A 21,541-nucleotide genomic window follows, 5' to 3' on the forward strand; every position below is an offset into this window, starting at 1 on the left:
CTAGCGTGTCAACAGCATGGCGTCGCCATAGCTAAAGAACGCATAGCGCTCGGCCACTGCCCGTTGATAGGCGTGCATGATGGTGTCATAGCCCACGAAGGAGGACACCAGCATTAGCAGCGTCGATTCCGGTAGGTGGAAATTGGTAATTAAAGCATCCACGCAGCGCCACTGGTAACCGGGGTAGATGAAAATGTCGGTATCGCCACTATAAGGCGCGATCTGTCCGTCGCTACTTTTCATGCAGGCGCTTTCCAGGCAGCGCACGCTGGTGGTGCCCACTGCCACCACCCGCTTGCCTGCTGCCAGGGTCTCGCGCACTTGCTGGCAGGTAGCTTCCGTGACCTCAATCCACTCGCTGTGCATATGGTGTTCAAGGATGTTGTCGACGCGCACCGGCTGAAAAGTGCCCGCGCCCACATGCAGCGTCACAAAGGCACGGTTAATGCCTTTATCGGCAAGGGCGTCCAGCAGCGGCTGATCAAAATGCAGCCCGGCGGTCGGCGCCGCCACTGCACCGTCACGTCGGGCATACACGGTTTGGTAACGCTCACGGTCGCTGAGTTCGTCTTCGCGGGTAATATACGGTGGCAGCGGCATATGGCCGTGCTTTTCGAGCAGCGCAATCATCGGCGTATCGCCCAAAAAGCGCAGCTCGAACAGGGCATCACGGCGGCCTTCTACGATGGCGTGAATATCGCCCTCGAAAATCAGCTCGGTGCCGGGCTTCGGCGACTTACTCGAACGAATATGCGCCAAGCCACGGTGAGCATCCAGCGGGCGCTCCAGTAACATCTCCACTTTGCCGCCGCTGGCCTTATGGCCGTGCAGGCGCGCCGGAATCACCCGGGTGTCGTTAAACACCAACAGGTCACCGGGCTCCAGAAGCTCAAGCAAATCGGGAAAGCGGCGGTGTTCCAGCGCGCCGCTCTGGCCATCCACGCACAGCAAACGGCAGTCGCTACGCTGTTCAGAAGGGTAGCGAGCAATTAATTCGTCGGGTAGTTCGTAATGAAAATCCGCGCGCTGCATGGCGTATAACTCTTAGCGTTGATCAAACAGGCGGCATAGGATAGCGCTTTGGCTGCATAAAGTCAGTCAATGTGATTGACCTACCTCGACATTTACGTATAATGCGCAGCCATTGCCGGTGTGGCGGAATTGGTAGACGCAGCGGATTCAAAATCCGCCGCCTTTACGGGTGTGCCAGTTCGAGTCTGGCCACCGGCACCAAATTTAAAATCAGGCACTTAGGTGCCTTTTTTTATGTCTGCAATGTAAGCGCTCCAATAACCCCATCTAGGCAGTCATTGCCTAGACCGGTAAGGTCTCTTTCCACTGCCAGGGCAGTAGCGTGTTGAGGTCATCGTCGTTGAGAGAGGGTAGCGTCTCAAAGACGTGCTGTAAGTAGTCGTAGGGCGAGAGGCCATTGGCTTTGGCGGTTTCGATCAGGCTGTAGATCGCCGCACTGGCCTGAGCGCCGCTCGGTGTGTGACTGAACAGCCAGTTTTTACGCCCCACCACGAACGGACGGATGGCGTTCTCGGCCAGATTGTTATCCAACGGTATCACGCCATCGTTCAGGAACCGAGTCAGGCGTGGCCACTGGTTGTTCAGGTAGTGCAGGGCTTTCCCCAGAGCACTTTTGGGCAGTACCTGGGCCAGTGACTTATCGAGCCAGGTGCGCAGTTGATCGATTAATAGTCGGCTCTTCTGCTCACGCAGTGCATGACGCGCTTCGGGCTCAAGGCCCTTCGCCTGTTTTTCCACGCCGTACAGCTTACGGATCTGGTTCAGCGCCCAGTCTGCCTTGCCGGTTTTACCTTTAGGCTGCACTTTTTGCGCCTCGACGAACTTACGCCGTGCATGCGCCCAACAGCCCACATGGGTGATCCCATTGCGGCGCACCACCTCAGCGTAGCCTTCATAGCCATCGGTGACCAAACAACCCGCATAGTCGCCCAGCAAGCGCACGGGCACTCGTCCGGCGCGGCTGGCATCATAATCGAACAAGACCACCTGTTGGCCCGGCGGCCCGCCGCGTTGTACCCACATGTACGAGGGGGCGCTGGCTTTACGGTCGGCTTCTTGATTGACCTGGAGCGTTGTTTCATCCATGTGAACCAAGGGGGCGCTGAGCAGGTGCCTGCGTAATGTATCGATCAGCGGAGCGACACGCTCGCCTGCTTGCACCATCCAGCGGGCCAAGGTGTTGCGGGGAATCGCCGCGCCATGGCGGGCAAAAATCTGGCTCTGCCGATACAGTGGCAAGGCATCTTGGTACTTGGCGGTGGCGACATAGGCCAGCAGCGTGGCGCTGGCATTGCTTTTAGGCAGTAACTTGGCGGGTGCCGGGGCGATCTTGACGCCGTCTTCGCAGGTTCGGCACGCATACTTGCGTCGCACATGACGGATCACCTCGACCCGGGCGGGTACCACGTGAAGTTCTTCGCTGACCTCTTCGCCGATCATCGTGAGTGCGGTGCCATCGTCCTGGCAGTGGCGGGCCTCTTCAGGTAGTTCATGCACCACCTCAACCCGTGGGAGTTCAGGGGGCAATGCGACCCGGCCACCCCGTTTACTGCGTTTCGGCGGTGCAGCGGATTCAGCTTCATCATTGCCTGCTGTGCCTGTATCGCCGTCTTCTTCGTCAACCGCCACTTCGGCTTCATTGATCAGTAGGTCGCGCTGATCGACGCGGTACTTCTCGGTGGAGGGGCCGAACGTGCGCTCCAGGGCCAGCCGGAACTGCTCATACAGTGATTGTTTGGTGGCTGCCCACTGGGCTTCCTTTTTCTCCATCAGGCGGTGAAGCTGCGCGATCTCTTCCTGCTGCGCCTGTACTTGGCGTTGCAGTTGAGAGACGGCATTTGAGGAAGCAGCAGCGTTTTTCATGCCGCCTATTTTACCAAAAACGCCGACAGAATAGGAGTAAGAAAGTTAACCAACCTGCTGAAAGTCCAACGCTTTGTGGGGCTGCATGGCCTTTAAGTTAACGCCATCCAGCAGCCAGTTAAGTTCCTGGCCAGTTAACGTGACGGTGTCGCCTTCCAGGTGGGTTGGCCACTTAAATCGCTCGCGCTCCAGACGCTTGTACCACACCACAAAGCCGTTACGTTCCCAGAACAGTAACTTCACCTTGTCGCGTTGACGGTTACCGAACACAAACAGCGCCTTATCGAACGGATTTAGCGCCATGGCTTCTTGAACCAGCAAGGCCAATCCATCGATTTGCTTACGCATATCCACGGGTTCGCGGCATAAGTACACCTTCAGGTCAGCACTCGGGCGGATCATGTCGCCACCTCCACTGTCACAAACCGCGCGGGACGACAACGCGGTGGTACCGGCACCCCTTGTACACTTAGCCGCCTCTCCCATGCCAGCAGGTCAGCGAGGCTTAACGCCTGGGAAGCGGCGTAGTCACTTAACGGCATGTTCTGCGCTGAGGCACAGTAAAGATGACCCAGCCAAAAGGCGCGGGTAGGGTTGAGTTCACAGGTCATGGTGATCTCCAAAACCAACAAGAGATCATTAGTGTGAAGAGGCGTAATTAGCTTGAGTAGATGGGTTTGGTGGCTCGCTTACTCTGCAATTTGCAGTTTTTCCCTCCTAAGTGCCCGAATGTGTCCACAAAGTGTCCACGTAGGTTCCGGCGCTTACTTTCTCTCACTAGCCAAACGCTCAGCCGCGATCTGATGATAAAGACTCGCGAGTTCCGCACTTTTGGCATCTTCGTGCCAGCTAGCGGCGTAGGTTTGGGCGCGTTCGGCGAGCTGTTGGCGCAGGGTGTCATCGCTTAGCAGGCGGTTGACCTTGGCGGCGAAGTCGTCATGGTTATCCTCGGCGATTAGGCAGCCTTCTCCTTCTTTTAGTACATCAAGCGTGCCCATCATGGCGGTGGAAACCACCGGCGTGCCTAGTGCCATCGCTTCCAGCAGTACCAGCCCCTGGGTTTCCGTGCGTGACGCAAATACAAAAACGTCGGCGGCGCGGTAGGCGGCTTGCAGCGGGCCGCTGCGGTTGAGATAGCCGAGGAACAGCACCGATTCTGCCACGCCAACTTCCTGGGCGCGCCGGACAAGCCAGTCATGGGCTGGGCCTTCGCCGGTAATGATCAGCCGGGTGTTGGGGTGTTCGGCTAATACCTTGGGCAGCATATCGATCAGAAAATCGATGTTCTTCTCAAAGGCGGCGCGGCCTACATAGAGCAGCAGGCGCGCATCTGTAGGTAGATCGTAATGAGCACGAAAGTCGCTATCATCCTGGGCTCCCTGAGAGTGGCAGAACGACTCCAGCGATAAACCGGTGGGAATGACCGTGGAGGGCGTGGTCACTCCGTAGCGGGTAAGGGCTTCCTGCATTGCTCGTGAAGGAGCGACCAAGGCGTCGAGCTGCTGGCACTGGCGCACTGAAAGCCGACGCGCGGCCAGCCTCAGCCAACGTCGTGGAAGCCAACGGATATAGTGGTGAACATACTCCTCAAACAGGGTGTGGTAGGTCGCTACCACTGGAAGCCCAAGCCGACGCCCCAGCGCTACACCGGCATAGTGGGCGGTAAAGGGGGTGTGGACATGAATAAGGTCAAAGGCTTCAGCGGCAAGCTGCGGTGCCAGGGCGATCAAGTCCCGATAGCGCATCATGCGATCCTCTGGGTCGCCGGGTACCTGGCGCGAGCGGATACGCAATACGCCCGGTTCGTCCACTTGGCCCACAGGATAATCGGGACAGATCAGCATGACCGAGTGGTCCAAACGCTCAAGGGCGCTGCGAAAACTGGCAATGGAGGTGGAAACACCATTAACGCGGGGGAAGTAGACATCCGAAATCATCAGTATCTTCATACCGCTCAACGGCGTCTCGGTCGTTGACGCCGCTGAGTGAAGCAGCGTTAAAGTTGGCGCTAGTCGTGCTTCGCGTTCAGCTTTACGCTGTAGGTGTAGGGCATTGCCGTTGGCTAATTGAGTGAGGGCCGCGACTTCCTGGTCACTGAGAGGAGAGTTGAGAGAGGGGCGTCGGCGCTGTGGCATGTTGTTTTGACTCTTGTGGCAGCTTACGAATAAGCTATCTTGAGTCCATGACTGGCGGATGACAGCCAGCGCGCTTAGATAAATACCGTGCACTTACCGGGAAGAGCGTTAGCCCACAGTTGGCTTCACTCTCGCTTTTTGTTGCTTAGCCGTTTTATAGTGCTGGAATAGCATTCGATGTACAGACGGTACCCCACCATGGCCCATTTTGAGCTGCATAGCCGCAATTTAGCCCAAGAGCAGGTGGCCCATACCCACGACTTTCATCAACTTATTCTAGCTACCTGTGGTGTTACAGAGCTTTCGATGGAAGGCCTGGGGGAGCGGGTTACCGCCCGCCGCGGTTGTCTGATTCCGTCGTCGCGCCATCACGAGTACCAGGGTGATGGCAGCAATCGTACCTTAGTTCTGGATATACCCGTTGCCCAGTTAGCTTCGCTTGAGAAAGGCAGCGAGATTGAGCGCCTGTTCGATAAACCGCGTTTTTTCAGCGTCCCCCCCGCGTTAAACCAGCTTACCCACGCCCTGGCGAATCAGCTTGAACAGTGCCCCGCGCTACAGAACGAAATTGCGATTCTGCTGTTACGCGCGCTGACCATGTATCTGCATGACACCTCTTCCACAGCGGTTGGGCAGTTGGGCCAACACTGTATTAGCGAACGCCTGGATCTTGCGCGTCTGGATGCCTGGTTGGATCAGCATCTTGCCGATGAGATCCGTGTGGAGCAGTTAGCTGCTTTGTGTGCCTTGAGCCCAGGCCACTTTCACAGCTGCTTTCGCGAGCTGACTGGCGTAACGCCGCTGGCCTATGTACAGCGCAGGCGCTTAGAACATGCCCGCACCTTGGTTCGCCATAGCACACTCAGCCTGGGGCATATCGCCATGCTGGTTGGCTTTCGCGATCAAGGCAGTTTTTCCCGTGCCTATCGGCGTTATTTCGAGCTTTCCCCTTCTTCAGATCGTTAGGCCCTCATCTGACCGCTAGCCCCTCGCCGAACCGTTAGTGATAAAATTTTCTTGCCTGCATGACTTGCGGGCAAATCTATCTCAGCTTCGGGCAAGTAATTTGCCTGATAGCGCTTTAGTCTTTGACTAATCCCTTATATCAAGACCCTTTTTATCAGCAGCACCGCTTTCAAGGAGCAACACCATGGGCGTTACCTATCAAGACAGCAATGCACGTATGAGCCAAGTGGCGATTCACAACGGCACCGTTTACCTGGCAGGCCAGGTTCCTCCTGATGCCACGGCGGATATGCGCGGCCAAACCGAGCAGGTGCTTGCGCGTATCGATCAACTGCTAGCCCAAGCGGGCACCTCGAAAGAGCACCTAATCTCAGCGCAAATCTGGGTTACCAGCATGGCGGAGTTTGACCAAATGAACGCTGCTTGGGACGCCTGGGTCGTGCCCGGTCGCCCGCCTGTGCGTGCAGCGCTTGAAGCCCAGCTCGCCAAGCCCGAGTGGAAAGTGGAGATCATGGTGGTAGCCGCGCTGCCGGAGGCCTGATATGCGGGTTGTTTCTGCTGAAGAGGTTACTCGCCACCTAACGTGGGATGGCTTGATCAAGCGGCTACACGCGACGTTCGTGAATGGCGTGGAGTCTCCTCCCCGCCATCACCATGCGATGCACCGGCCAGATGGCGAAGCCACCATGCTGCTAATGCCCGCCTGGGAAGCGGCGGGTTACATCGGCGTGAAAATGGTCAACGTGTTCCCGCAAAACGCCGACCACGGTATCCCGGCGATCTCTGGGCTCTACTTGCTCAGCGAGGGCAAGCACGGCCAGCCGCTGGCGTGTATCGATGGCAGCGAGCTAACCCGGCGTCGAACGGCGGCGGCCTCTGCGCTGGCCGCTCAAGCCTTGGCGAATGAAAACGCAGAAACGCTGGTGGTGGTGGGTACGGGCAAGTTGGCGCCTATGGTGATCGAGGCCCACGCCAGCGTACGCCCCATCAAACGTGTGCTGATCTGGGGCCGCAATCCCAGTAAAGCGGCGGCGATTGCCGACGAGTACGCCGAACGCTTCGAAACCCATGTGGTGGAGGAATTAGCGGATGCTGTCGCTGAGGCGGACATCATTAGCTGCGTAACGCTCTCCAATCAGCCGCTGATTAAAGGTGAGTGGCTAACGCCCGGCACTCACCTGGATCTTATCGGCGCGTTTCGACCACAGATGCGCGAAACCGATGCACTGTGTCTGCGTCGCTCAGAGGTATTTGTGGATACCTACGCCGGTGCCAAAGGCGAGGCGGGCGACATCCTGCAAGCCATTGAAGAGGGCGAATTCCAGTTCGACCAGATTCAGGCGGAGCTTGCTGAGGTGCTAGCAGGGACTAAATCGGGGCGCTCCGCACCGGATGCCATCACGCTATTCAAATCGGTAGGCGCTTCGCTTGAAGATTTAGCCGCCGCCATTGAAGTGTGGGAGTCGCTACCGGAACAGTCATGACTTTTTAATAACAATCGTATTAACAACACCATCGCTACCCGATGGGTAGCAACGCCACTCATAACGAAGACCGACCAATAACCAAAACGAGGCATGTTATGAAAGCTAATCAATCCTTGCTTATCGCCGCCCTGGCGGCGCTCCCGTTGGCTATTGCCAGCGCCAATGCCCAAGCGCAATCCTATGAAATGGTGATTGCCACGCAACTGCCTGAGGATATGAGCAATAACGAAATCTATCCGGCGCTTGTGCATTTCAAAAACTTGGTAGAGGCGCGCACCGATGGCGATCTGGAGGTCACCATCTTCGGTGGCGGCCAGCTCGGTTCTGAGGTGGAGAACGGCTCAGAAGTGCAGGGCGGCCGCACGCTACAGTCGACGATTATGTCCGCCGGAGCGATGTCATCTTTCTACGAAGACTACCAAGTCGTCACCGCACCCTTCCTGTTCACCAACTGGCGTCAGGCATGGAGCTTCTTTGACAGCGAATGGTTCGCCGACTTTATGTCCGGCACCGTCGAAGCCGCTGATATGCGTTACCTGGGTACCTTCGACGATGGCGGTGGCTTCGTCGCCTTCACTAACAATGTGCGCTTGATTGAGACCGTCGAGGATTTAGAAGGGCTCAATATTCGTACTGAAGAGAACCCCGCCCACGTGGCGATCATGCGTTCGCTAGGCGCTTCGGCCACCCCGTTGCCCTGGGGCGAGCTAATCACCGCGTTGGAAACAGGTCTTGCCGATGGCCAGTTCAATGCGCCGGTGCTCAACACCACCTTCAACTTCGATGCGGTGACTGACTACACCACGCTCACCGGGCATGTGTATAACAGCGCCCCCTGGGTGGTTAGTGAGTCCTGGTACCAGTCGCTGCCCGAAGAGCATCAGCAGGCGGTGATCAGCTCCGCACGGGAAGCGATTCAACTGAGTCACGGTATGTCGGGTGCCCTGGCTACCGCTAGTTGGGTGGAGTCCTGTGAACGCTTTGAAGAGTGCTACCTGATGCCCGACGCTGAGCGTGAGCGGATGGCGGAAATTGCCCGTCCCGCTTGGCAGGAGTGGATCGTCGATGACTTCGGCATGGACGAAGCCCGCGTGCAGGGGCTGCTGGATGAAGTCGAGCGTGTCGGCCAGCAATTGGCAGAAGACGACTACCGCATTTATGGCCAATAAGTGCAGGGCCAATAACGGTTAGCGAACGATAAACGCTGGGGCGATGTGAGGCCCCGGCGTGAGGAAAAACCATGGGCGTTCTAACTCCTTTGCGCCGCGTGAGCGACCTCGTCAATCAGGTGGCTATCGTGGTGTGTGTGGGCTGTATCCTGGCGATGCTGGGCATCTCGTTCACGGCGTTTATCTACAAGCTGATGACCGGTAGTGCGCTGAGCTGGACCTACTCGCTGGCGCGGCTGTTTCTGCCCTGGATCGGCTTTCTTTCCATGACGATTTCGTTGCGCTACGGCGAACACGTCGCCATGACCCTGCTGGTTCGCAGCTTGCCCCGCGTGATGGTGCAGGTAGCGGCCGGGCTCTGTTTGGCGGTGATTGGCCTATTTGCACTGATGCTGACCTGGTACGGCTGGGACTATTTCATCAGCGCCACCCAGGTCTACATGGTCTCCGATCAGATCCGCATTCCTAGTAAAGTCACCGCCATTGTGGTGCCTCTCAGCGGCGTCATCATCCTGTTGCACTTGGTGCACGGCTTTGCCCTGTTAGAACACTTCATCGATGAGCAGGACATGATTGGCGATCTCATCGACACCCCTGATCGGGAGCACCGCTCATGACCCCTGCGATTATTGCGTTTATCGTGCTGCTGTTTATCGGCGCGCCGGTGGCCGTGGTGATGGCCATGTCGGGGCTGGCGGGCGGCTTTGCGATGGGTGGCGAGCGCATGCTCGGTATTATTGCCGACCGCATGTTCTCTGGCGTCTCGGGCTTTCTACTGATTGCCGTGCCTTACTTTATTTTCACTGCGGAACTGATGAACCAGGGCGGGCTGACCCACAAGTTGATTGCGTTTAACAATGCGCTGTTCGGCCGGGTGCGCGGGTCACTCTCCCATGTGAATATCTCGGTCTCGGTGTTCTTTGCGGGTCTCACCGGCGCGGCGGTCACCGATACCGTCGCCATCGGCAAAATCATGATTCCTGAGATGAAAAATCAGGGCTACGATGCCGAATACGCCGCTGCGGTTACCGCCTGTTCTTCCATCATCGGGCCGATTATTCCCCCAAGCGTGGTGATGGTGGTATACGCAACACTGCTGCGGGATATTTCGGTGATTGACCTGTTTGCCGGTGGCATTATTCCCGGCCTGTTGATGGCGCTGGCGCTACTGGGCGTCAGCTTCTTCCTGGCCTGGAAGCGCAACTACCCGAAACAGGCTCCTACACCCTTTAAGGCGGCCATCATTGCACTGTTAGTCGCGCTGCCTGCCATGGTGGTGCCGCTGATTATTCTTGGCGGGATTCTCTCGGGGCTCACCACGATTACCGAAGCCTCGGGGTTTGCGGCGGTTTACGCCATCGTGATTGGCGTGGTCTTCTACCGTAATCTTACCTGGCGCAAAATTTGGGATGCGCTGGTGACCACGGTGCGCTTCTCCGGTGTGGTTTTTTTCCTGTTAGCCACCTCGGCGGTATTGGGCTGGTTCGTCACCCGCTCGGGCATCGCCAGGGATGCGGCCAGCATGATCACCACTTTCAGCGATGCGGCCTTTGTGCAACTGATGCTGGTGTGTCTGCTACTCTTGGTGATTGGCACGGTGATGGATGTGCTGCCCGCACTGGTGGTGATTGCCCCGGTGTTGGTGCCAGCGATGATCCAGCTGGGCTTTGACCCGCTCCACTTCGCGATCCTGATGATCGTGGTGCTCAATATCTCCAACGTGACACCGCCAGTGGGGATGACGCTGATGACCGCCGCGCGAATAGCCGAGGTGCCTTATGAACGGGCAATCGTGGCATCGCTGCCGTTTTACGTGTCGTTCCTGGTGGTGATTGTGTTGCTGGCGGCGTTTCCGGCGCTCTCTACCTGGATTCCGTCACTGCTGTAATTTAGCTAAGGACTGCGACCCATGAAGTGTTTTTATCACCCTGATCAGGCGTTGCATGCGCCGCCGACCTTTCTGCTGCGCGGCCAACCTGCGCCTTCGCCGGAAGGCCCGGTGCGCGCTGAACTGCTTACCCAAGGGCTGGCAACGGCAGGGCTGACCCTGTCTGCACCTGCCGAGGCCGATTCGCCTAAGCTGCGCAAGCGCCTGGAACAGATTCATACGCCGCGCTACCTGACGTTTTTGGACACCATTTACGCTCGCTGGCAGGCGCTGCCCAATGCGGCGGAAGTGGTTGCGCCCAACATTCACCCTTGCGGCGGTGGCCACCACTACCCGCGCCACCCGATTGGCCAGGCGGGCTGGCACCTTCACGATATGGCCTGCCCGCTAAGTGCGACCAGCTTTCAAGGCGCGCTGGCCTCAGCGGCTAGCGCCGAAGCCGCGGCAGAAGAGGTGCTTAATGGCGCGCCATCGGCTTACGCACTGTGCCGCCCGCCGGGTCACCATGCCGGGCCGGAGCGCGCTGGGGGCTTTTGCCTGCTGAACAATTCAGCGTTGGCCGCCACGGTGCTGCGCGAACGCTTCGCCAAAGTAGCCATCATCGATGTGGATCTCCACCACGGCAACGGCACCCAAGATATTTTCTATCACCGCAGTGATGTCTGGACGGGCTCGCTGCACGCCGACCCCAGTGATTTCTACCCGTTTTTTTGGGGCGGTGCTGATGAAGAGGGCTTTGATGAGGGCGTAGGTGCTAACGTTAATCTGCCCTTACCGGTAGGCAGCGACGGGGAGGTTTATCTCGATGCCCTGGCGATTCTGATTGATCATCTACAGCGCTACGAGCCCGATGCCGTGATGGTAGCGCTAGGCTTGGATGCCCACAAAGATGACCCGCTAGCGGGGCTTACGGTAGAGACCGAAGCATTTGTCGAGGTGGGCAAACGCCTAGCCGCGCTCTCGTTACCCATGGTGATTGTTCAGGAAGGTGGCTACCCCACCGAGCACCTAAGCGCCAATCTAGCCGCGTTTATGCAGGGTTTTACGGCATGAGCAGAACCGGTTTCTACTGGCACGAACGCTGCTTTTGGCACGATCTGGGCGCGATTGGGGTATTTTCCGCGCCCGGTGAGTTTTTACAGCCCCAGACCGCCTCGGAAAGCCCGGAAAGTAAACGGCGGCTGAAAAATATTCTTGAAGTCAGTGGGCTGATTGACGAGCTGAGCGTGGTTAAACCTCCTGCCGCTGCGATGGAAGATCTGCTGCGTTTTCATACCCCACGCTATTTGGATGAACTGCAGACAGGGGATAAAGCCCGGGGCGGCAATGGTGGCGACTGCGCGCCTTACATGCCCGGTAGTTGGGCGGCGGCCACGCAGTCCGCAGGGCTGGCCATTGCCGCCGTTGAAGACGTAGCGCTGGGCGAGGTGAGCAACGCCTACGCCCTATGCCGCCCGCCGGGGCACCATGCCGAAGCCGATCTAGGCCGTGGGTTCTGCCTGCTGGGCAATATCCCCGTGGCGGTGATGCGCGCCCGCGCCTTGGGGCAGGTTAACCGTGTGGCGATACTCGATTGGGATGTTCATCACGGCAACGGTCAGCAGGCGGCATTTTATGGCGAGCCCGATGTGTTGACCGTTTCACTTCATCAGGCGGCGAACTACCCGCTGGAAACCGGCAGTTTTGACGAGCAGGGCGAAGGCGCAGGCCTGGGCGCCAATCTCAACCTGCCGCTGCCACCGGGCTGTGGCCTGGGCGCCTATGCCTACGCCATGGAAAAACTGGTGCTGCCCGCGTTGGAAGCCTTTAAGCCCGAACTCATCGTGGTGGCCTGCGGTTACGACGCCTGCGCTAAGGATCCCTTAGGAAAAATGCTGCTCAATAGCCAAGCGTTCGCCACCATGACCGCTCAGCTTAAAGCGCTGGCCGAGCGCTGCTGCGATGGCAAGCTCGTGTTTATTCACGAAGGTGGTTATTCAGAAGGCTATGTGCCGCTCTGCGGCCACGCGGTGATCCAAACCCTGGCGGGCATTGCCATTGCTGTGCCCGATCCGCAAAACGATGAAATTGCCGCCTGGGGCTATCAGGCCCTGCAACCGCACCAGCAGACGTTGATCGATGACTGGTGCCAACAGTGGGAGCAAACAACTCGATGACACCGCTTTATGACCGCGACGGCTGGATCTGGCAGGATGGCGAGTGGCGTGAGTGGCGCGACGCCAAGGTGCATGTTTTCACCCATACGCTGCATTACGGCATGGGCTGTTTTGAGGGCGTGCGTGCCTACGCTGGCCCCAGCGGCACGCATTTATTTCGTGTTGCTGAACATACCCGCCGCTTGGCGGAGAGTGCTCATTCGCTGGATATGCCGCTGCCGTTTAGTGAAGCGGAATTGATCGAGGCTCAGCGCGAGTGCCTGGCCAAAAACGGCCTGAGCAATGCCTATCTGAAACCTACCGTGTTTTTTGGTGCGGAAGGTTTAGGATTACGCGCCCAAGGATTAACCACCCACGTAATGGTCGCCGCCTGGGATCTAGGCCCCTACATTTCGCCCCAGGCCGCCACCCACGGCTTGCGCGCGCTGACCTCTTCCTGGGCTCGCCATCACGTCAATATCAGCTTGTGTCGGGCGAAAACCAATGGTCACTACGTCAACTCGATACTGGCACTGAATACCGCGATCAAAGCCGGTTTCGATGAAACCATCATGCTCGACCCGGAAGGCTATGTGGCTGAAGCCTCGGCGGCTAACGTCTTCTTGCTCCGCGATGGCGTGCTGCACACCCCGGAAGTGACGTCCTGCCTGCAAGGTATCACCCGGGATAGCGTGATTCAGCTGGCGCAAAAAGTGCTGGGTATTGAAGTGCGCGAGCGGCGAATTACTCGTGATGAGCTCTACACTGCCGATGAGGCATTTTTAACTGGCACCGCCGCCGAAATACTCCCGCTTCGCGAACTGGATGGTCGCCATATCGGCACCCGAACGGGTGCGCCGCCTGTCAACGAGCCGATCAGCCCAGATAGCGTGACGGCGCAACTGCAGGGCTTATATCGCCAGGCGGTACGGGGTGAGTTGGATGACTTCAGGCATTGGTTAACGCCTTAGGACTATTGGGGTTGGAAGTAAGAACTATGCAACCCCTGTCACCCGCTGCGAGGGCAGGTTGAAGCGAGGGTCTTTTGTCATGGATGACAAAAGTAGCGCCCAGGGATGGGTTCACAGCGCCCTCGCGGAAACCTGCCCTCGATGCTTACAGCTATCTGCATGCATACATCCTTTATCAAATTTACTAATTTAATCAGGCGTGCTCTTTAATAGCCTGTTCGAGAGCCGCCAATCTTCCAGGCACCAGTGCGGCTTGCACGGCCGTAATACGTATTACATTGGCAAGCTCTGGGTGTGCCAAACGAGCGACCAAAACGCCTTCAGCGAGCAGTTGCTGATGTACCTCGGCGGCGAGTTCAGCGCTGGGCAGGCGAATGCCGATAAAGTTGGTGGCGCTGGGCAACACATCGGCACCGAGTTCGCGAAAGTGTTTAGCCAACTGCTCACGGCGGGCTTTTACATCGGCGACGTGTTGGTGAACTTCGTCAGGGTGGTCGAGTACCACTTCCGCAGCGGCCAGGGTCAACGACGATACTGCGTAGTGAATGCGCACCTTCATCATCATCGCCAGCACGTCAGGGTCGGCGATGGCGTAGCCAATGCGCAGGCCCGCCAGGCCGTGAGCCTTGGAAAGCGTGCGCAGGCGAATCACCCCCGGTATTGCTTTAGCAGCGAACTCGCTACCCGCGTCATCGCGGAAGTCCCCATAGGCTTCGTCCAGCAGCAGCCAGCAGGTGTCGGGCAGCGCCTCGCGCAGCTTGAGGATGTCGCTGTCGCTGTGTAAGTGGCCGCTGGGGTTATCCGGGTTGGCCAGATACACCAGTCGTGCGTTTTCCTGATGGGCAGCGGCGGCCAGAGCTTCCAGGTCGGGGGCCAGCACGCCGGGCGCTTCATAATAGCTGGGCTCTACCAGGTTACAGCCCTGGCCTTTGGCAAAATAACCCAAGGTGGGGTAAGTGCCTGCGGTGCTCACCACGGTTTCACCCGGTTCGCAGGTGGTGCGCAGGGCCAGGGCAATCAAACTATCGGCACCGGCATCTACCAGCAGGGTTTCAAGCGCCATACCCTGTTGTTCGCTAATACGTTTGCGAACACCCAGCGCCTCGGCGTCGCCGTAGCAGTAAACGTGTTCGACCAGCGCATCGCCAAAGTGATCGCGCAGGGCGCGGTGAGGCATATCCAGGCCTTCGTTAGAGCCCAGCCGATGGGGGATTACCTTGCCAAGTCGGCGTTCTAGCACCTTAATGCCCGGAAATGGATTAGCAGGGCCTTCACTCAGTAAGTGGTTGGGGTAGCGGGGCATGTTGATATCCTAAAAACAATTATTAACTCAATATTTTACCGCGATTGAGAAGGCGATGTGGGTCTAGCGCCTGCTTGAGCGTATGCATCAATTCAATCTCGGCGCTGGAGCGGCAAGTGGCGAGCCAGGGGCGCTTCTCCAGGCCAATGCCATGCTCGGCGGAAACTGAGCCGCCCAGCGTTGCCAGCGGCTGGTAAACCATGGCTTCAACCTCTCGCCGCACTTCGATCTCAGCGCTCCCCACGCTAACGGAAATATGAAGGTTGCCATCGCCGAGATGACCAAATACCACCAGTTTCGCCTCTGCCCAGCGCTGGGTTAGCTGTGCTTCCAAGGCATTGGTGTAGCGCTGCATATCGGCAATCGGCAGGCTGACGTCGAAGGTGAGTACCGGCGCCAAGCCTTTGACCAGCCCCTCGATATCCTCGCGAATCGCCCAAAGCCCATCGCGTTGGGTAGTCGACTGCGCAATCACCGCATCGACAATTAGCTCGCTCTCAAGGGCACTTTCTAATGCTTCGCTGAACTGAGTGGCATTGCGCTCAGCGTCGCTGCCCAGGGAATCGATGATCACATAAAACGGGTGCTCGGTGGCAATCGGCGGAGTGTGACGGCCCAGGGTTTCAGTGAGCAACCGGTAGTGGTTTTGCCACATCACTTCAAACGCACCCAGGCTGCCGCCGAGCGCTTTGCCCATATGGCTGAGCAGCCCGGTAAGTGCCTCAAACGAGGGGCAGGCCACCATCGCCGTTTGCTCGCTTGGGGTAGGTGGCTGCAGGCGCAGCACTGCGCGGGTCACAATCCCCAGGGTGCCTTCGCTACCGATAAACAGCTGCTTTAAATCGAAACCGGCGTTGTTTTTCAGCATGTGGTTCATGGAGCTGACCACCCGGCCATCGGCCATCACCGCCTCCAGGCCGAGCACTTGCTGGCGCATCATGCCGTAGCGAATGACCCGGACACCCCCGGCGTTGGTGGCGATATTGCCGCCAATGGTGCAACTGCCCCGGGCGCCGAGATCCAGCGGGAACTGCAGACCGACCTCTTTCGCGGCTTCTTGAACCCGCTGCAGCGGTGCCCCCGCCTGCACGGTGAGGGTGCCGCCCACTTGATCAATCTCTTCAATCGCGCTCATACGTTCCAGAGAAATCACCAGCTCATCCGGGCTAGCCTCTGTACCGTGCACCAACCCGGTTAATCCGCCGTGGGTGACCACCGGCTGCTGCAACTCATAGCAGGCGCGCATCACCGCGGCGACTTGTTCGGTATCCGCCGGGCGAACAATCGCACCGGCCTGGCAGGGCGCGCCGGTCATCCAGTCCACGCGGCGGCTGTGCACATCGTCGCCAGTCAATACGTGGGCCGGGCCTACAATAGCGCGCAGCGCCTCCAGGGTTATCTGCATTGAGTATCCTTTTTTACCATTAAATAATTTACGCAGTGGCCGCCACGGGCGCTTCGCGGCCGGGAATTGCCTTGAGCAGCGCCTGGGTATACGCCTCTTTTGGGGCGAGGAAGATCTGCTCGGCGCTGCCTTGCTCGACGATGCGGCCATGCTGCATCACCACTATGCGGTCGCAGATATGCGCGGCGACGCGGAGGTCGTGGGTGATAAACAGCAGCGATAACGAAAGCCGCTGTTTAAGCTCCTCCAGGAGCTCCAGCACCTGGGCCTGAATCGACACATCCAGCGCCGAGACGGCCTCGTCCGCCACAATCAGCTCGGGGTTGAGCGCCAGCGCACGGGCAATGCCGATGCGCTGGCGTTGGCCGCCAGAAAACTCGTGAGGAAAGCGTTCCACGGCGCTGGCGCCCAAGCCCACCATATCGAGCAGCTCACCTGCCTGTTTAAGCGCCGCGGCTTTGGGGGTGCCGTTGGCAATCGGCCCCTGGGCAATCGCCATGCCTACTTTGGTGCGTGGGTTGAGCGAAGCGTAAGGGTCTTGAAAGATCATCTGCACGCGGTGGCGTTCCCGGCGCAGCGCGTCGCCCTTGAGCTGGGAAAGGTTTACCCCATCGAGCAGCAGCTCGCCGCTGTCGGGGTGTTCCAAACGCACCACACAGCGCCCAAGAGTGGATTTGCCCGAACCGGATTCGCCTACAATCCCCACCGTTTCACCCCGCGCCAAGGTGAGCGATACATCCTCAAGTGCGCGCACTTCGCGAGAAGGTTTAAGGAACCCGCCCCGGGAGCGAAAGACCTTATTGAGCTGCTTGATCTCCAGCAGCGGGGCGATTTGGCTGGTTTCACGGTGGGGCGGCACTGCATTGCTGGGAATCGCGGCAATCAGCGCTTGGGTATAGGCGTCTTGAGGATTCTCAAGCACCGGCTTTGCGTCACCCAGCTCGACGATCTTGCCGTGGCGCATGACGCAAACGCGATTGGCAATTTCGGCCACCACGCCAAAGTCGTGGGTGATAAACATCACCGACATGCCGCGCCGCTGCTGAAGGTCGCGAATAAGCTCCAGAATCTGCGCTTGCGTGGTGACATCCAGTGCCGTGGTAGGCTCATCGGCAATCAGCAAAATGGGCTCCAACGCCAGCGCCATGGCGATCATCACCCGCTGGCGCTGGCCGCCGGAAAGCTCAAACGGGTAGGCGCGAATGGCCTTCTCCGGCTGGGGAATACCCACTTCGATCAACAGCTCCAGCGCGCGGGCCTGGCGCTCTTTGGGGGTGAACTGGCCGTGGGCCTCGAACACCTCGGCAATCTGCGCACCTACCCGCATCAGCGGATTCAGGGCGGTCATCGGCTCCTGGAAGATCATGCCGATTTTGAGGCCCCGAAGGGCGCGGTGCTGCTTCTCCGTCAGGGCGAGCAGGTTCTGCCCCTCGAAGAGTATCTCGCCATGGGTGGCGTGCACACCCTTGGGCAGCAGCCCCATCACCGCGTTGGCGGCCATCGACTTGCCGGAGCCGGACTCACCCACCACGCACATGATTTCGCCGCGTTTCACCTCGTAGCTAACGTCCTCCACCGCCAGGGCGCGATCCGCCCCTTTGGGGAGCGCAATGTTCAGGTCGCGAATGCTGAGGACGGTGTCAGCCGATTGATTCTCTGTAATAGGCATATAAAGTCCTTAGCGCTCGCGTGATAGTTTGGGGTTCAGTGCGTCGTCTAAACCTTCACCCACCAGGTTCAACGCCAGTACGGTGAGCAGGATCGCCACCCCCGGGAAGAAGCTCAGCCACCACGCCTGGCGAATCACCGTGCGCGCCGCGCCGATCATATAGCCCCAGGACATCACGTTCGGGTCGCCCAGGCCGAGAAACGACAGCGCCGACTCCAGCAAAATCGCGGTGGCCACCATTAGCGAGGCCAGTACGATAATTGGCGACAGCGTATTGGGCAGAATCTGACGCAGAATAATCGTGGTGTTGGACTGGCCGACCAGGCGCGCGGCTTCGACATACTCGCGGTTACGCAGCGACATAAATTCAGCGCGCACTAAACGGGCCACCGGCGGCCAACTGACAATCGCAATCGCCAGCACGATGGAGGTGATGCTGGGCTGCATAATGGCCACCAGCACAATCGCCAGCGCGAAGTTGGGGATGGTCTGGAAGAACTCGGTAAAGCGCATCAATACGTCGTCAATGATTCCGCCGTAGTAACCGGCAATAGCACCAAGCGGTACACCGATAAGCAGCGCCACGCTAGTGGATACCAGCCCGATCAGCAGCGATACCCAAGCGCCGTGCATCAGGCCTGAGGCCACGTTGCGGCCCATGGTGTCGGTGCCAAGCGGAAAGCCATCTTGCGAGAGCGGCGGTAAAAAGGGCCGCTGCACCATGCGCCAGGGCGATTCAGGAAACAGCAGCGGCGCCAGTATGGCCATGGCGATAATCAGCAGCAGGATGATCAGGCCGACGAGGGCGCCACGGTTTTGCGCGAAGCGTGCGAAAAAGCTCATGCGGCCCCCTTCTTGATACGTGGATCAGCGAGGCTGTACACCAAATCGGTAATGATATTGAAGACGATGACCAAGGCCGCCGAGAAGAAGAAAATCCCCAGCAGCAGGTTGTAGTCGCGCTGCTGTAGCGCTTCGAACATCAGCCGCCCGATGCCGGGCCAGGCAAACACGGTTTCGGTCAGGATCGCCCCGCCGACCATCTGCCCCGCCTGCAGGCCCGCTAACGTGATGATCGGCAGCAGGGCGTTACGCAACACATGGCGGCGCTGGATAATGCTGGGCTTCAAGCCTTTGGCGCGGGCGGTTTTGACGTAATCCTGCTGAGCGGCATCCAGCATCGAGGTGCGCGTCATGCGGGTGTAAATCGCCATAAAGAACAGCGCTAATGTCGTCGCCGGGAGCACTAGGTGCTTGGCGACATCGAGCACCAGCGCAAACCCCGTATGGCCCGCCCCCACGGTGTAGAGGCCGTAGGCGGGCAGCCAGCCAAGGTAGACGGAAAACACCACCACCGACATCAGCGCGACCCAGAACAGCGGCGTGGCGTAGAACACCAGCGCCAGGGCCATAATCAGTGATCCAGAGGGTTTCTTGACCCGTGACGCGGCCATGGAACCCGCCACTATGCCCAGTACCAGCGAAAGCACAAAAGCGGTGCCGGTGAGCAGTAGGGTGGCGGGTAAACGATCCATGATCAGATCAAATACCGGGACGCCCAATCGGTAGGAGTAGCCGAAATCGAGCATGGCGATACCCGACACGTAGCGCCACAGCTGCACGTACATCGGCTGATCGAGCCCAAACCGCTCGCGCAGTTGGTTGAGAAACTCCTGGTCGGCGGCACCCGCTTCGCCAGCCAGAATCGCGGCCGGGTCACCGGGGGCCAGCTGAATCAGCAGAAAGTTAAAAATAACGATTAAAAACAGCACAATCACGGCTTTAAACAGCCGCATCAGAATGAGGCGCGCGTAAACCATAAGTCGTTTCCTGACGAATACCTTCAAGACATAGCTAAAAAACCCAGGTAGCTCTCGCCACCTGGGTGGCTTGGGTTTAGCGATCTAGCCAAGCATCTTTAAAGCCGTCGTTGACACCCACGCCAGAGGTGACGAGGTTCTGCACATCACAGCGGTACAGGGTCGGGAAGCCCAGTTCCATCAGCCAGCCAACGGGCACGTCTTCATGGAGGATTTCCTGTACTTCGCGGTAAAGTTTTTCGCGCTCTTCGTCGGGGAAAGCCGTGGCGGCCTCGTTAAACAGCTCGTCGACGCGCTCGTTTTCGTAGCCTTCCACGTTATTCCAGGGCGAGCCCTTGGCAATGTTGTCGGAAAGGTAGGTGCGTGAAATACCCAGTGCCGGGTCGCCGTACTGGTAGAGATAGGTAAACGCGAGGTCGTAATCCCAATCGCCCAGGCGCTGGTTCCAGCCGCCCACATCGGTGGCTTGGGTTTCAACGTTAATACCCACTTCGCGCAGGTTCTGCTGCACGGCTTCGGCCCAGCGGGTCCAGGTTTCGCCGTAGGGCAGCGGCAGAATAGTGATCTCTTCACCGTCGTAGCCCATTTCATCCAGTAGCTCAAGGGCGCGTTCGGGGTTGTGATCGTAGGGTTCCAGGTCATCGTTCTGGAAGCGTGCATTGGAGCCGAAGGCGGAGAGCGGCACATTGCCCAGGCCGTTCCACAATACATCTTTGGCGAACTCGCGATCCATGGCGTACATCACCGCCTGACGGAAGCGTTTATCCGCGGTGGGGCCTTCGCGATTGTTCATCCACAGCATGGCAAAGGGGCTAAAGTACTCGTGGCCCTCTTCGGTCATGCAGACGTTATCCATTTCGGCCAGGCGGGGAATATCGAAGTTTTCGACGGTGCCGCTGGGCAGCACGTCAATGGTCTCGTTTTCGAACGCCACTGCACGGGAAGCGCCATCAGGAATAACGTGCCAGTTCACGCCATCCAGGTAAGGCAAGCCCTCTTCGTAATACTCTTCGTTCTTGACCAGCTCGATGACGGTGCCGCGTTCCCAATTGTCGAACTTGAACGGGCCGGTGCCAATGGGATGATCGTTGTGTTCGTTGTTGCGGAAATCGGTACCCGCATAAAGGTGTTCGGGCACCATGGTAAAGGTGCCTGCTTCAAAGGAGAGCAGGAAAGGGCCGAAAGGCTGGGTAAGGGTAAATACAACGGTGTGGTCGTCGGTGGCTTCGATGCTTTCCACGTGCTGTAGCACGGCGCGGGCACTGGGGTTCAACTCGCGGTGGAAGACATCGGCGGAGAACACGACGTCATCGGCGGTAAAGGCTTCGCCGTCATGCCAGGTAACGCCTTCACGCAGATGGAAGGTGTAGGTGCGGCCATCGTCGCTGACCTCCCACGACTCCGCCAACTGCGGCATGGGTTCCAGGTCGGTGGAGTAGCGCAACAGGCCTTCGTAGATATTGCCCGAGACGGTACGGGTGGGTGCGTTCTGAACCATGCCCAGCACCAAGCCCGGCGGCTCCGGCTGGATAATGGTGTTAACCACACCGCCCTCTTTGGGGTCATCAGCCAGGGCGGCGGAGGTGAAAGCGAGTGCTGCAGCGGAAATAGCCAAAGCTAAAGGTTTTTTCATGTTTCCTGCTCCTCGGTTATTAGCACGTAATGAGGTTACGTAGTCGTTAGGCGAGCGAGGCGTGT

The 21,541-nt window shown here is 58.5% G+C and carries 20 protein-coding genes and 1 tRNA gene; 10 read left to right on the forward strand and 11 right to left on the reverse strand.

Going from position 1 to position 21,541, the window contains the following annotated elements:
* The gene (queA, locus tag LMS44_RS03125; protein WP_009286722.1) at positions 1–1,032 is read right to left on the reverse strand and encodes a tRNA preQ1(34) S-adenosylmethionine ribosyltransferase-isomerase QueA; all 1,032 of its coding nucleotides are present in this window, start codon (positions 1,030–1,032) and stop codon (positions 1–3) included.
* 114 nt (positions 1,033–1,146) lie between these two features.
* Between queA and LMS44_RS03130 the strand changes: the two genes are divergently transcribed.
* A tRNA-Leu gene (locus tag LMS44_RS03130) sits at positions 1,147–1,233 on the forward strand.
* An 81-nt stretch (positions 1,234–1,314) separates the two neighbouring features.
* Here the strand turns inward: LMS44_RS03130 and tnpC are convergent.
* The 4 genes from tnpC to LMS44_RS03150 all read right to left on the reverse strand — a co-directional run bounded on the left by tnpC (position 1,315) and on the right by LMS44_RS03150 (position 5,030).
* A complete protein-coding gene (gene tnpC, locus LMS44_RS03135; RefSeq protein WP_498946418.1) occupies positions 1,315–2,895 on the reverse strand; it encodes an IS66 family transposase in 1,581 nt (526 codons plus the stop codon).
* A 45-nt stretch (positions 2,896–2,940) separates the two neighbouring features.
* Positions 2,941–3,297, reverse strand: coding sequence for an IS66 family insertion sequence element accessory protein TnpB (tnpB, locus tag LMS44_RS03140; RefSeq protein WP_138799459.1), 357 nt, complete (start codon positions 3,295–3,297; stop codon positions 2,941–2,943).
* Positions 3,294–3,506 (reverse strand): hypothetical protein, encoded by a 213-nt coding sequence (locus LMS44_RS03145; RefSeq protein ID WP_138799460.1) that lies wholly within the window; start codon positions 3,504–3,506, stop codon positions 3,294–3,296. The genes tnpB and LMS44_RS03145 overlap by 4 nt, the downstream gene beginning before the upstream one ends.
* Before the next feature lie 153 nt (positions 3,507–3,659).
* Entirely contained in the window at positions 3,660–5,030 is a 1,371-nt protein-coding gene (locus LMS44_RS03150) for a glycosyltransferase (protein ID WP_278369898.1), read from the reverse strand.
* A 198-nt stretch (positions 5,031–5,228) separates the two neighbouring features.
* Here LMS44_RS03150 and LMS44_RS03155 point away from each other — a divergent pair, with 198 nt between their 5' ends.
* From LMS44_RS03155 to LMS44_RS03195, 9 genes are all read left to right on the forward strand, one after another.
* Positions 5,229–5,996, forward strand: a complete 768-nt coding sequence (locus tag LMS44_RS03155; protein ID WP_039858645.1) for a helix-turn-helix transcriptional regulator — start codon at positions 5,229–5,231, stop codon at positions 5,994–5,996.
* A gap of 184 nt (positions 5,997–6,180) precedes the next feature.
* On the forward strand, positions 6,181–6,537 hold the full coding sequence (locus LMS44_RS03160; RefSeq protein WP_008959745.1) for a RidA family protein: 357 nt from the start codon (positions 6,181–6,183) through the stop codon (positions 6,535–6,537).
* A gap of 1 nt (position 6,538) precedes the next feature.
* Positions 6,539–7,480, forward strand: coding sequence for a bifunctional Delta(1)-pyrroline-2-carboxylate/Delta(1)-piperideine-2-carboxylate reductase (gene lhpI, locus LMS44_RS03165; RefSeq protein ID WP_278369908.1), 942 nt, complete (start codon positions 6,539–6,541; stop codon positions 7,478–7,480).
* 98 nt (positions 7,481–7,578) lie between these two features.
* The gene (dctP, locus tag LMS44_RS03170) at positions 7,579–8,652 is read left to right on the forward strand and encodes a TRAP transporter substrate-binding protein DctP (protein ID WP_278369909.1); all 1,074 of its coding nucleotides are present in this window, start codon (positions 7,579–7,581) and stop codon (positions 8,650–8,652) included.
* A 71-nt stretch (positions 8,653–8,723) separates the two neighbouring features.
* Complete coding sequence (locus tag LMS44_RS03175) at positions 8,724–9,269, forward strand: TRAP transporter small permease (protein WP_009286726.1); 546 nt, start codon at positions 8,724–8,726, stop codon at positions 9,267–9,269.
* Positions 9,266–10,540, forward strand: a complete 1,275-nt coding sequence (locus tag LMS44_RS03180) for a TRAP transporter large permease (RefSeq protein WP_278369911.1) — start codon at positions 9,266–9,268, stop codon at positions 10,538–10,540. Before LMS44_RS03175 ends, LMS44_RS03180 begins: the two co-directional genes overlap by 4 nt.
* 21 nt (positions 10,541–10,561) lie before the next feature.
* Complete coding sequence (locus tag LMS44_RS03185; protein WP_278369912.1) at positions 10,562–11,593, forward strand: histone deacetylase family protein; 1,032 nt, start codon at positions 10,562–10,564, stop codon at positions 11,591–11,593.
* Positions 11,590–12,696, forward strand: coding sequence for a class II histone deacetylase (locus tag LMS44_RS03190; protein WP_278369914.1), 1,107 nt, complete (start codon positions 11,590–11,592; stop codon positions 12,694–12,696). The genes LMS44_RS03185 and LMS44_RS03190 overlap by 4 nt, the downstream gene beginning before the upstream one ends.
* Positions 12,693–13,646 carry a branched-chain amino acid transaminase gene (locus tag LMS44_RS03195; protein ID WP_022520057.1) on the forward strand — a complete coding sequence of 318 codons (954 nt, stop codon included), beginning with the start codon at positions 12,693–12,695 and terminating at the stop codon, positions 13,644–13,646. Before LMS44_RS03190 ends, LMS44_RS03195 begins: the two co-directional genes overlap by 4 nt.
* 193 nt (positions 13,647–13,839) lie before the next feature.
* Here the strand turns inward: LMS44_RS03195 and LMS44_RS03200 are convergent, their stop codons facing one another.
* The 6 genes from LMS44_RS03200 to LMS44_RS03225 form a co-directional block, all read right to left on the reverse strand.
* A complete protein-coding gene (locus tag LMS44_RS03200) occupies positions 13,840–14,949 on the reverse strand; it encodes a pyridoxal phosphate-dependent aminotransferase (RefSeq protein ID WP_089690632.1) in 1,110 nt (369 codons plus the stop codon).
* 22 nt (positions 14,950–14,971) lie between these two features.
* Positions 14,972–16,354 carry an FAD-binding oxidoreductase gene (locus LMS44_RS03205; protein ID WP_022520055.1) on the reverse strand — a complete coding sequence of 461 codons (1,383 nt, stop codon included), beginning with the start codon at positions 16,352–16,354 and terminating at the stop codon, positions 14,972–14,974.
* Between the two features lie 28 nt (positions 16,355–16,382).
* Positions 16,383–18,023, reverse strand: coding sequence for an ABC transporter ATP-binding protein (locus LMS44_RS03210; RefSeq protein ID WP_498946784.1), 1,641 nt, complete (start codon positions 18,021–18,023; stop codon positions 16,383–16,385).
* Positions 18,024–18,032: 9 nt separating this feature from the next.
* Positions 18,033–18,866 (reverse strand): ABC transporter permease, encoded by an 834-nt coding sequence (locus LMS44_RS03215; RefSeq protein WP_008959734.1) that lies wholly within the window; start codon positions 18,864–18,866, stop codon positions 18,033–18,035.
* Complete coding sequence (locus LMS44_RS03220) at positions 18,863–19,843, reverse strand: ABC transporter permease (RefSeq protein WP_022520053.1); 981 nt, start codon at positions 19,841–19,843, stop codon at positions 18,863–18,865. Before LMS44_RS03220 ends, LMS44_RS03215 begins: the two co-directional genes overlap by 4 nt.
* Positions 19,844–19,919: 76 nt before the next feature.
* On the reverse strand, positions 19,920–21,476 hold the full coding sequence (locus tag LMS44_RS03225; protein ID WP_498946786.1) for an ABC transporter substrate-binding protein: 1,557 nt from the start codon (positions 21,474–21,476) through the stop codon (positions 19,920–19,922).
* Positions 21,477–21,541 lie beyond the last annotated feature (65 nt).

Source organism: Halomonas profundus (genome assembly GCF_020865425.1).
GTDB lineage: Bacteria > Pseudomonadota > Gammaproteobacteria > Pseudomonadales > Halomonadaceae > Vreelandella > Vreelandella titanicae.

Bases quoted from the DNA above. Each gene is read 5' to 3' on its own strand.
- queA (WP_009286722.1), bottom strand. From the start codon at position 1,032: ATGCAGCGCGCGGATTTTCATTACGAACTACCCGACGAATTAATTGCT.
- tnpC (WP_498946418.1), bottom strand. From the start codon at position 2,895: ATGAAAAACGCTGCTGCTTCCTCAAATGCCGTCTCTCAACTGCAACGC.
- tnpB (WP_138799459.1), bottom strand. From the start codon at position 3,297: ATGATCCGCCCGAGTGCTGACCTGAAGGTGTACTTATGCCGCGAACCC.
- LMS44_RS03145 (WP_138799460.1), bottom strand. From the start codon at position 3,506: ATGACCTGTGAACTCAACCCTACCCGCGCCTTTTGGCTGGGTCATCTT.
- LMS44_RS03150 (WP_278369898.1), bottom strand. From the start codon at position 5,030: ATGCCACAGCGCCGACGCCCCTCTCTCAACTCTCCTCTCAGTGACCAG.
- LMS44_RS03155 (WP_039858645.1), top strand. From the start codon at position 5,229: ATGGCCCATTTTGAGCTGCATAGCCGCAATTTAGCCCAAGAGCAGGTG.
- LMS44_RS03160 (WP_008959745.1), top strand. From the start codon at position 6,181: ATGGGCGTTACCTATCAAGACAGCAATGCACGTATGAGCCAAGTGGCG.
- lhpI (WP_278369908.1), top strand. From the start codon at position 6,539: ATGCGGGTTGTTTCTGCTGAAGAGGTTACTCGCCACCTAACGTGGGAT.
- dctP (WP_278369909.1), top strand. From the start codon at position 7,579: ATGAAAGCTAATCAATCCTTGCTTATCGCCGCCCTGGCGGCGCTCCCG.
- LMS44_RS03175 (WP_009286726.1), top strand. From the start codon at position 8,724: ATGGGCGTTCTAACTCCTTTGCGCCGCGTGAGCGACCTCGTCAATCAG.
- LMS44_RS03180 (WP_278369911.1), top strand. From the start codon at position 9,266: ATGACCCCTGCGATTATTGCGTTTATCGTGCTGCTGTTTATCGGCGCG.
- LMS44_RS03185 (WP_278369912.1), top strand. From the start codon at position 10,562: ATGAAGTGTTTTTATCACCCTGATCAGGCGTTGCATGCGCCGCCGACC.
- LMS44_RS03190 (WP_278369914.1), top strand. From the start codon at position 11,590: ATGAGCAGAACCGGTTTCTACTGGCACGAACGCTGCTTTTGGCACGAT.
- LMS44_RS03195 (WP_022520057.1), top strand. From the start codon at position 12,693: ATGACACCGCTTTATGACCGCGACGGCTGGATCTGGCAGGATGGCGAG.
- LMS44_RS03200 (WP_089690632.1), bottom strand. From the start codon at position 14,949: ATGCCCCGCTACCCCAACCACTTACTGAGTGAAGGCCCTGCTAATCCA.
- LMS44_RS03205 (WP_022520055.1), bottom strand. From the start codon at position 16,354: ATGCAGATAACCCTGGAGGCGCTGCGCGCTATTGTAGGCCCGGCCCAC.
- LMS44_RS03210 (WP_498946784.1), bottom strand. From the start codon at position 18,023: ATGCCTATTACAGAGAATCAATCGGCTGACACCGTCCTCAGCATTCGC.
- LMS44_RS03215 (WP_008959734.1), bottom strand. From the start codon at position 18,866: ATGAGCTTTTTCGCACGCTTCGCGCAAAACCGTGGCGCCCTCGTCGGC.
- LMS44_RS03220 (WP_022520053.1), bottom strand. From the start codon at position 19,843: ATGGTTTACGCGCGCCTCATTCTGATGCGGCTGTTTAAAGCCGTGATT.
- LMS44_RS03225 (WP_498946786.1), bottom strand. From the start codon at position 21,476: ATGAAAAAACCTTTAGCTTTGGCTATTTCCGCTGCAGCACTCGCTTTC.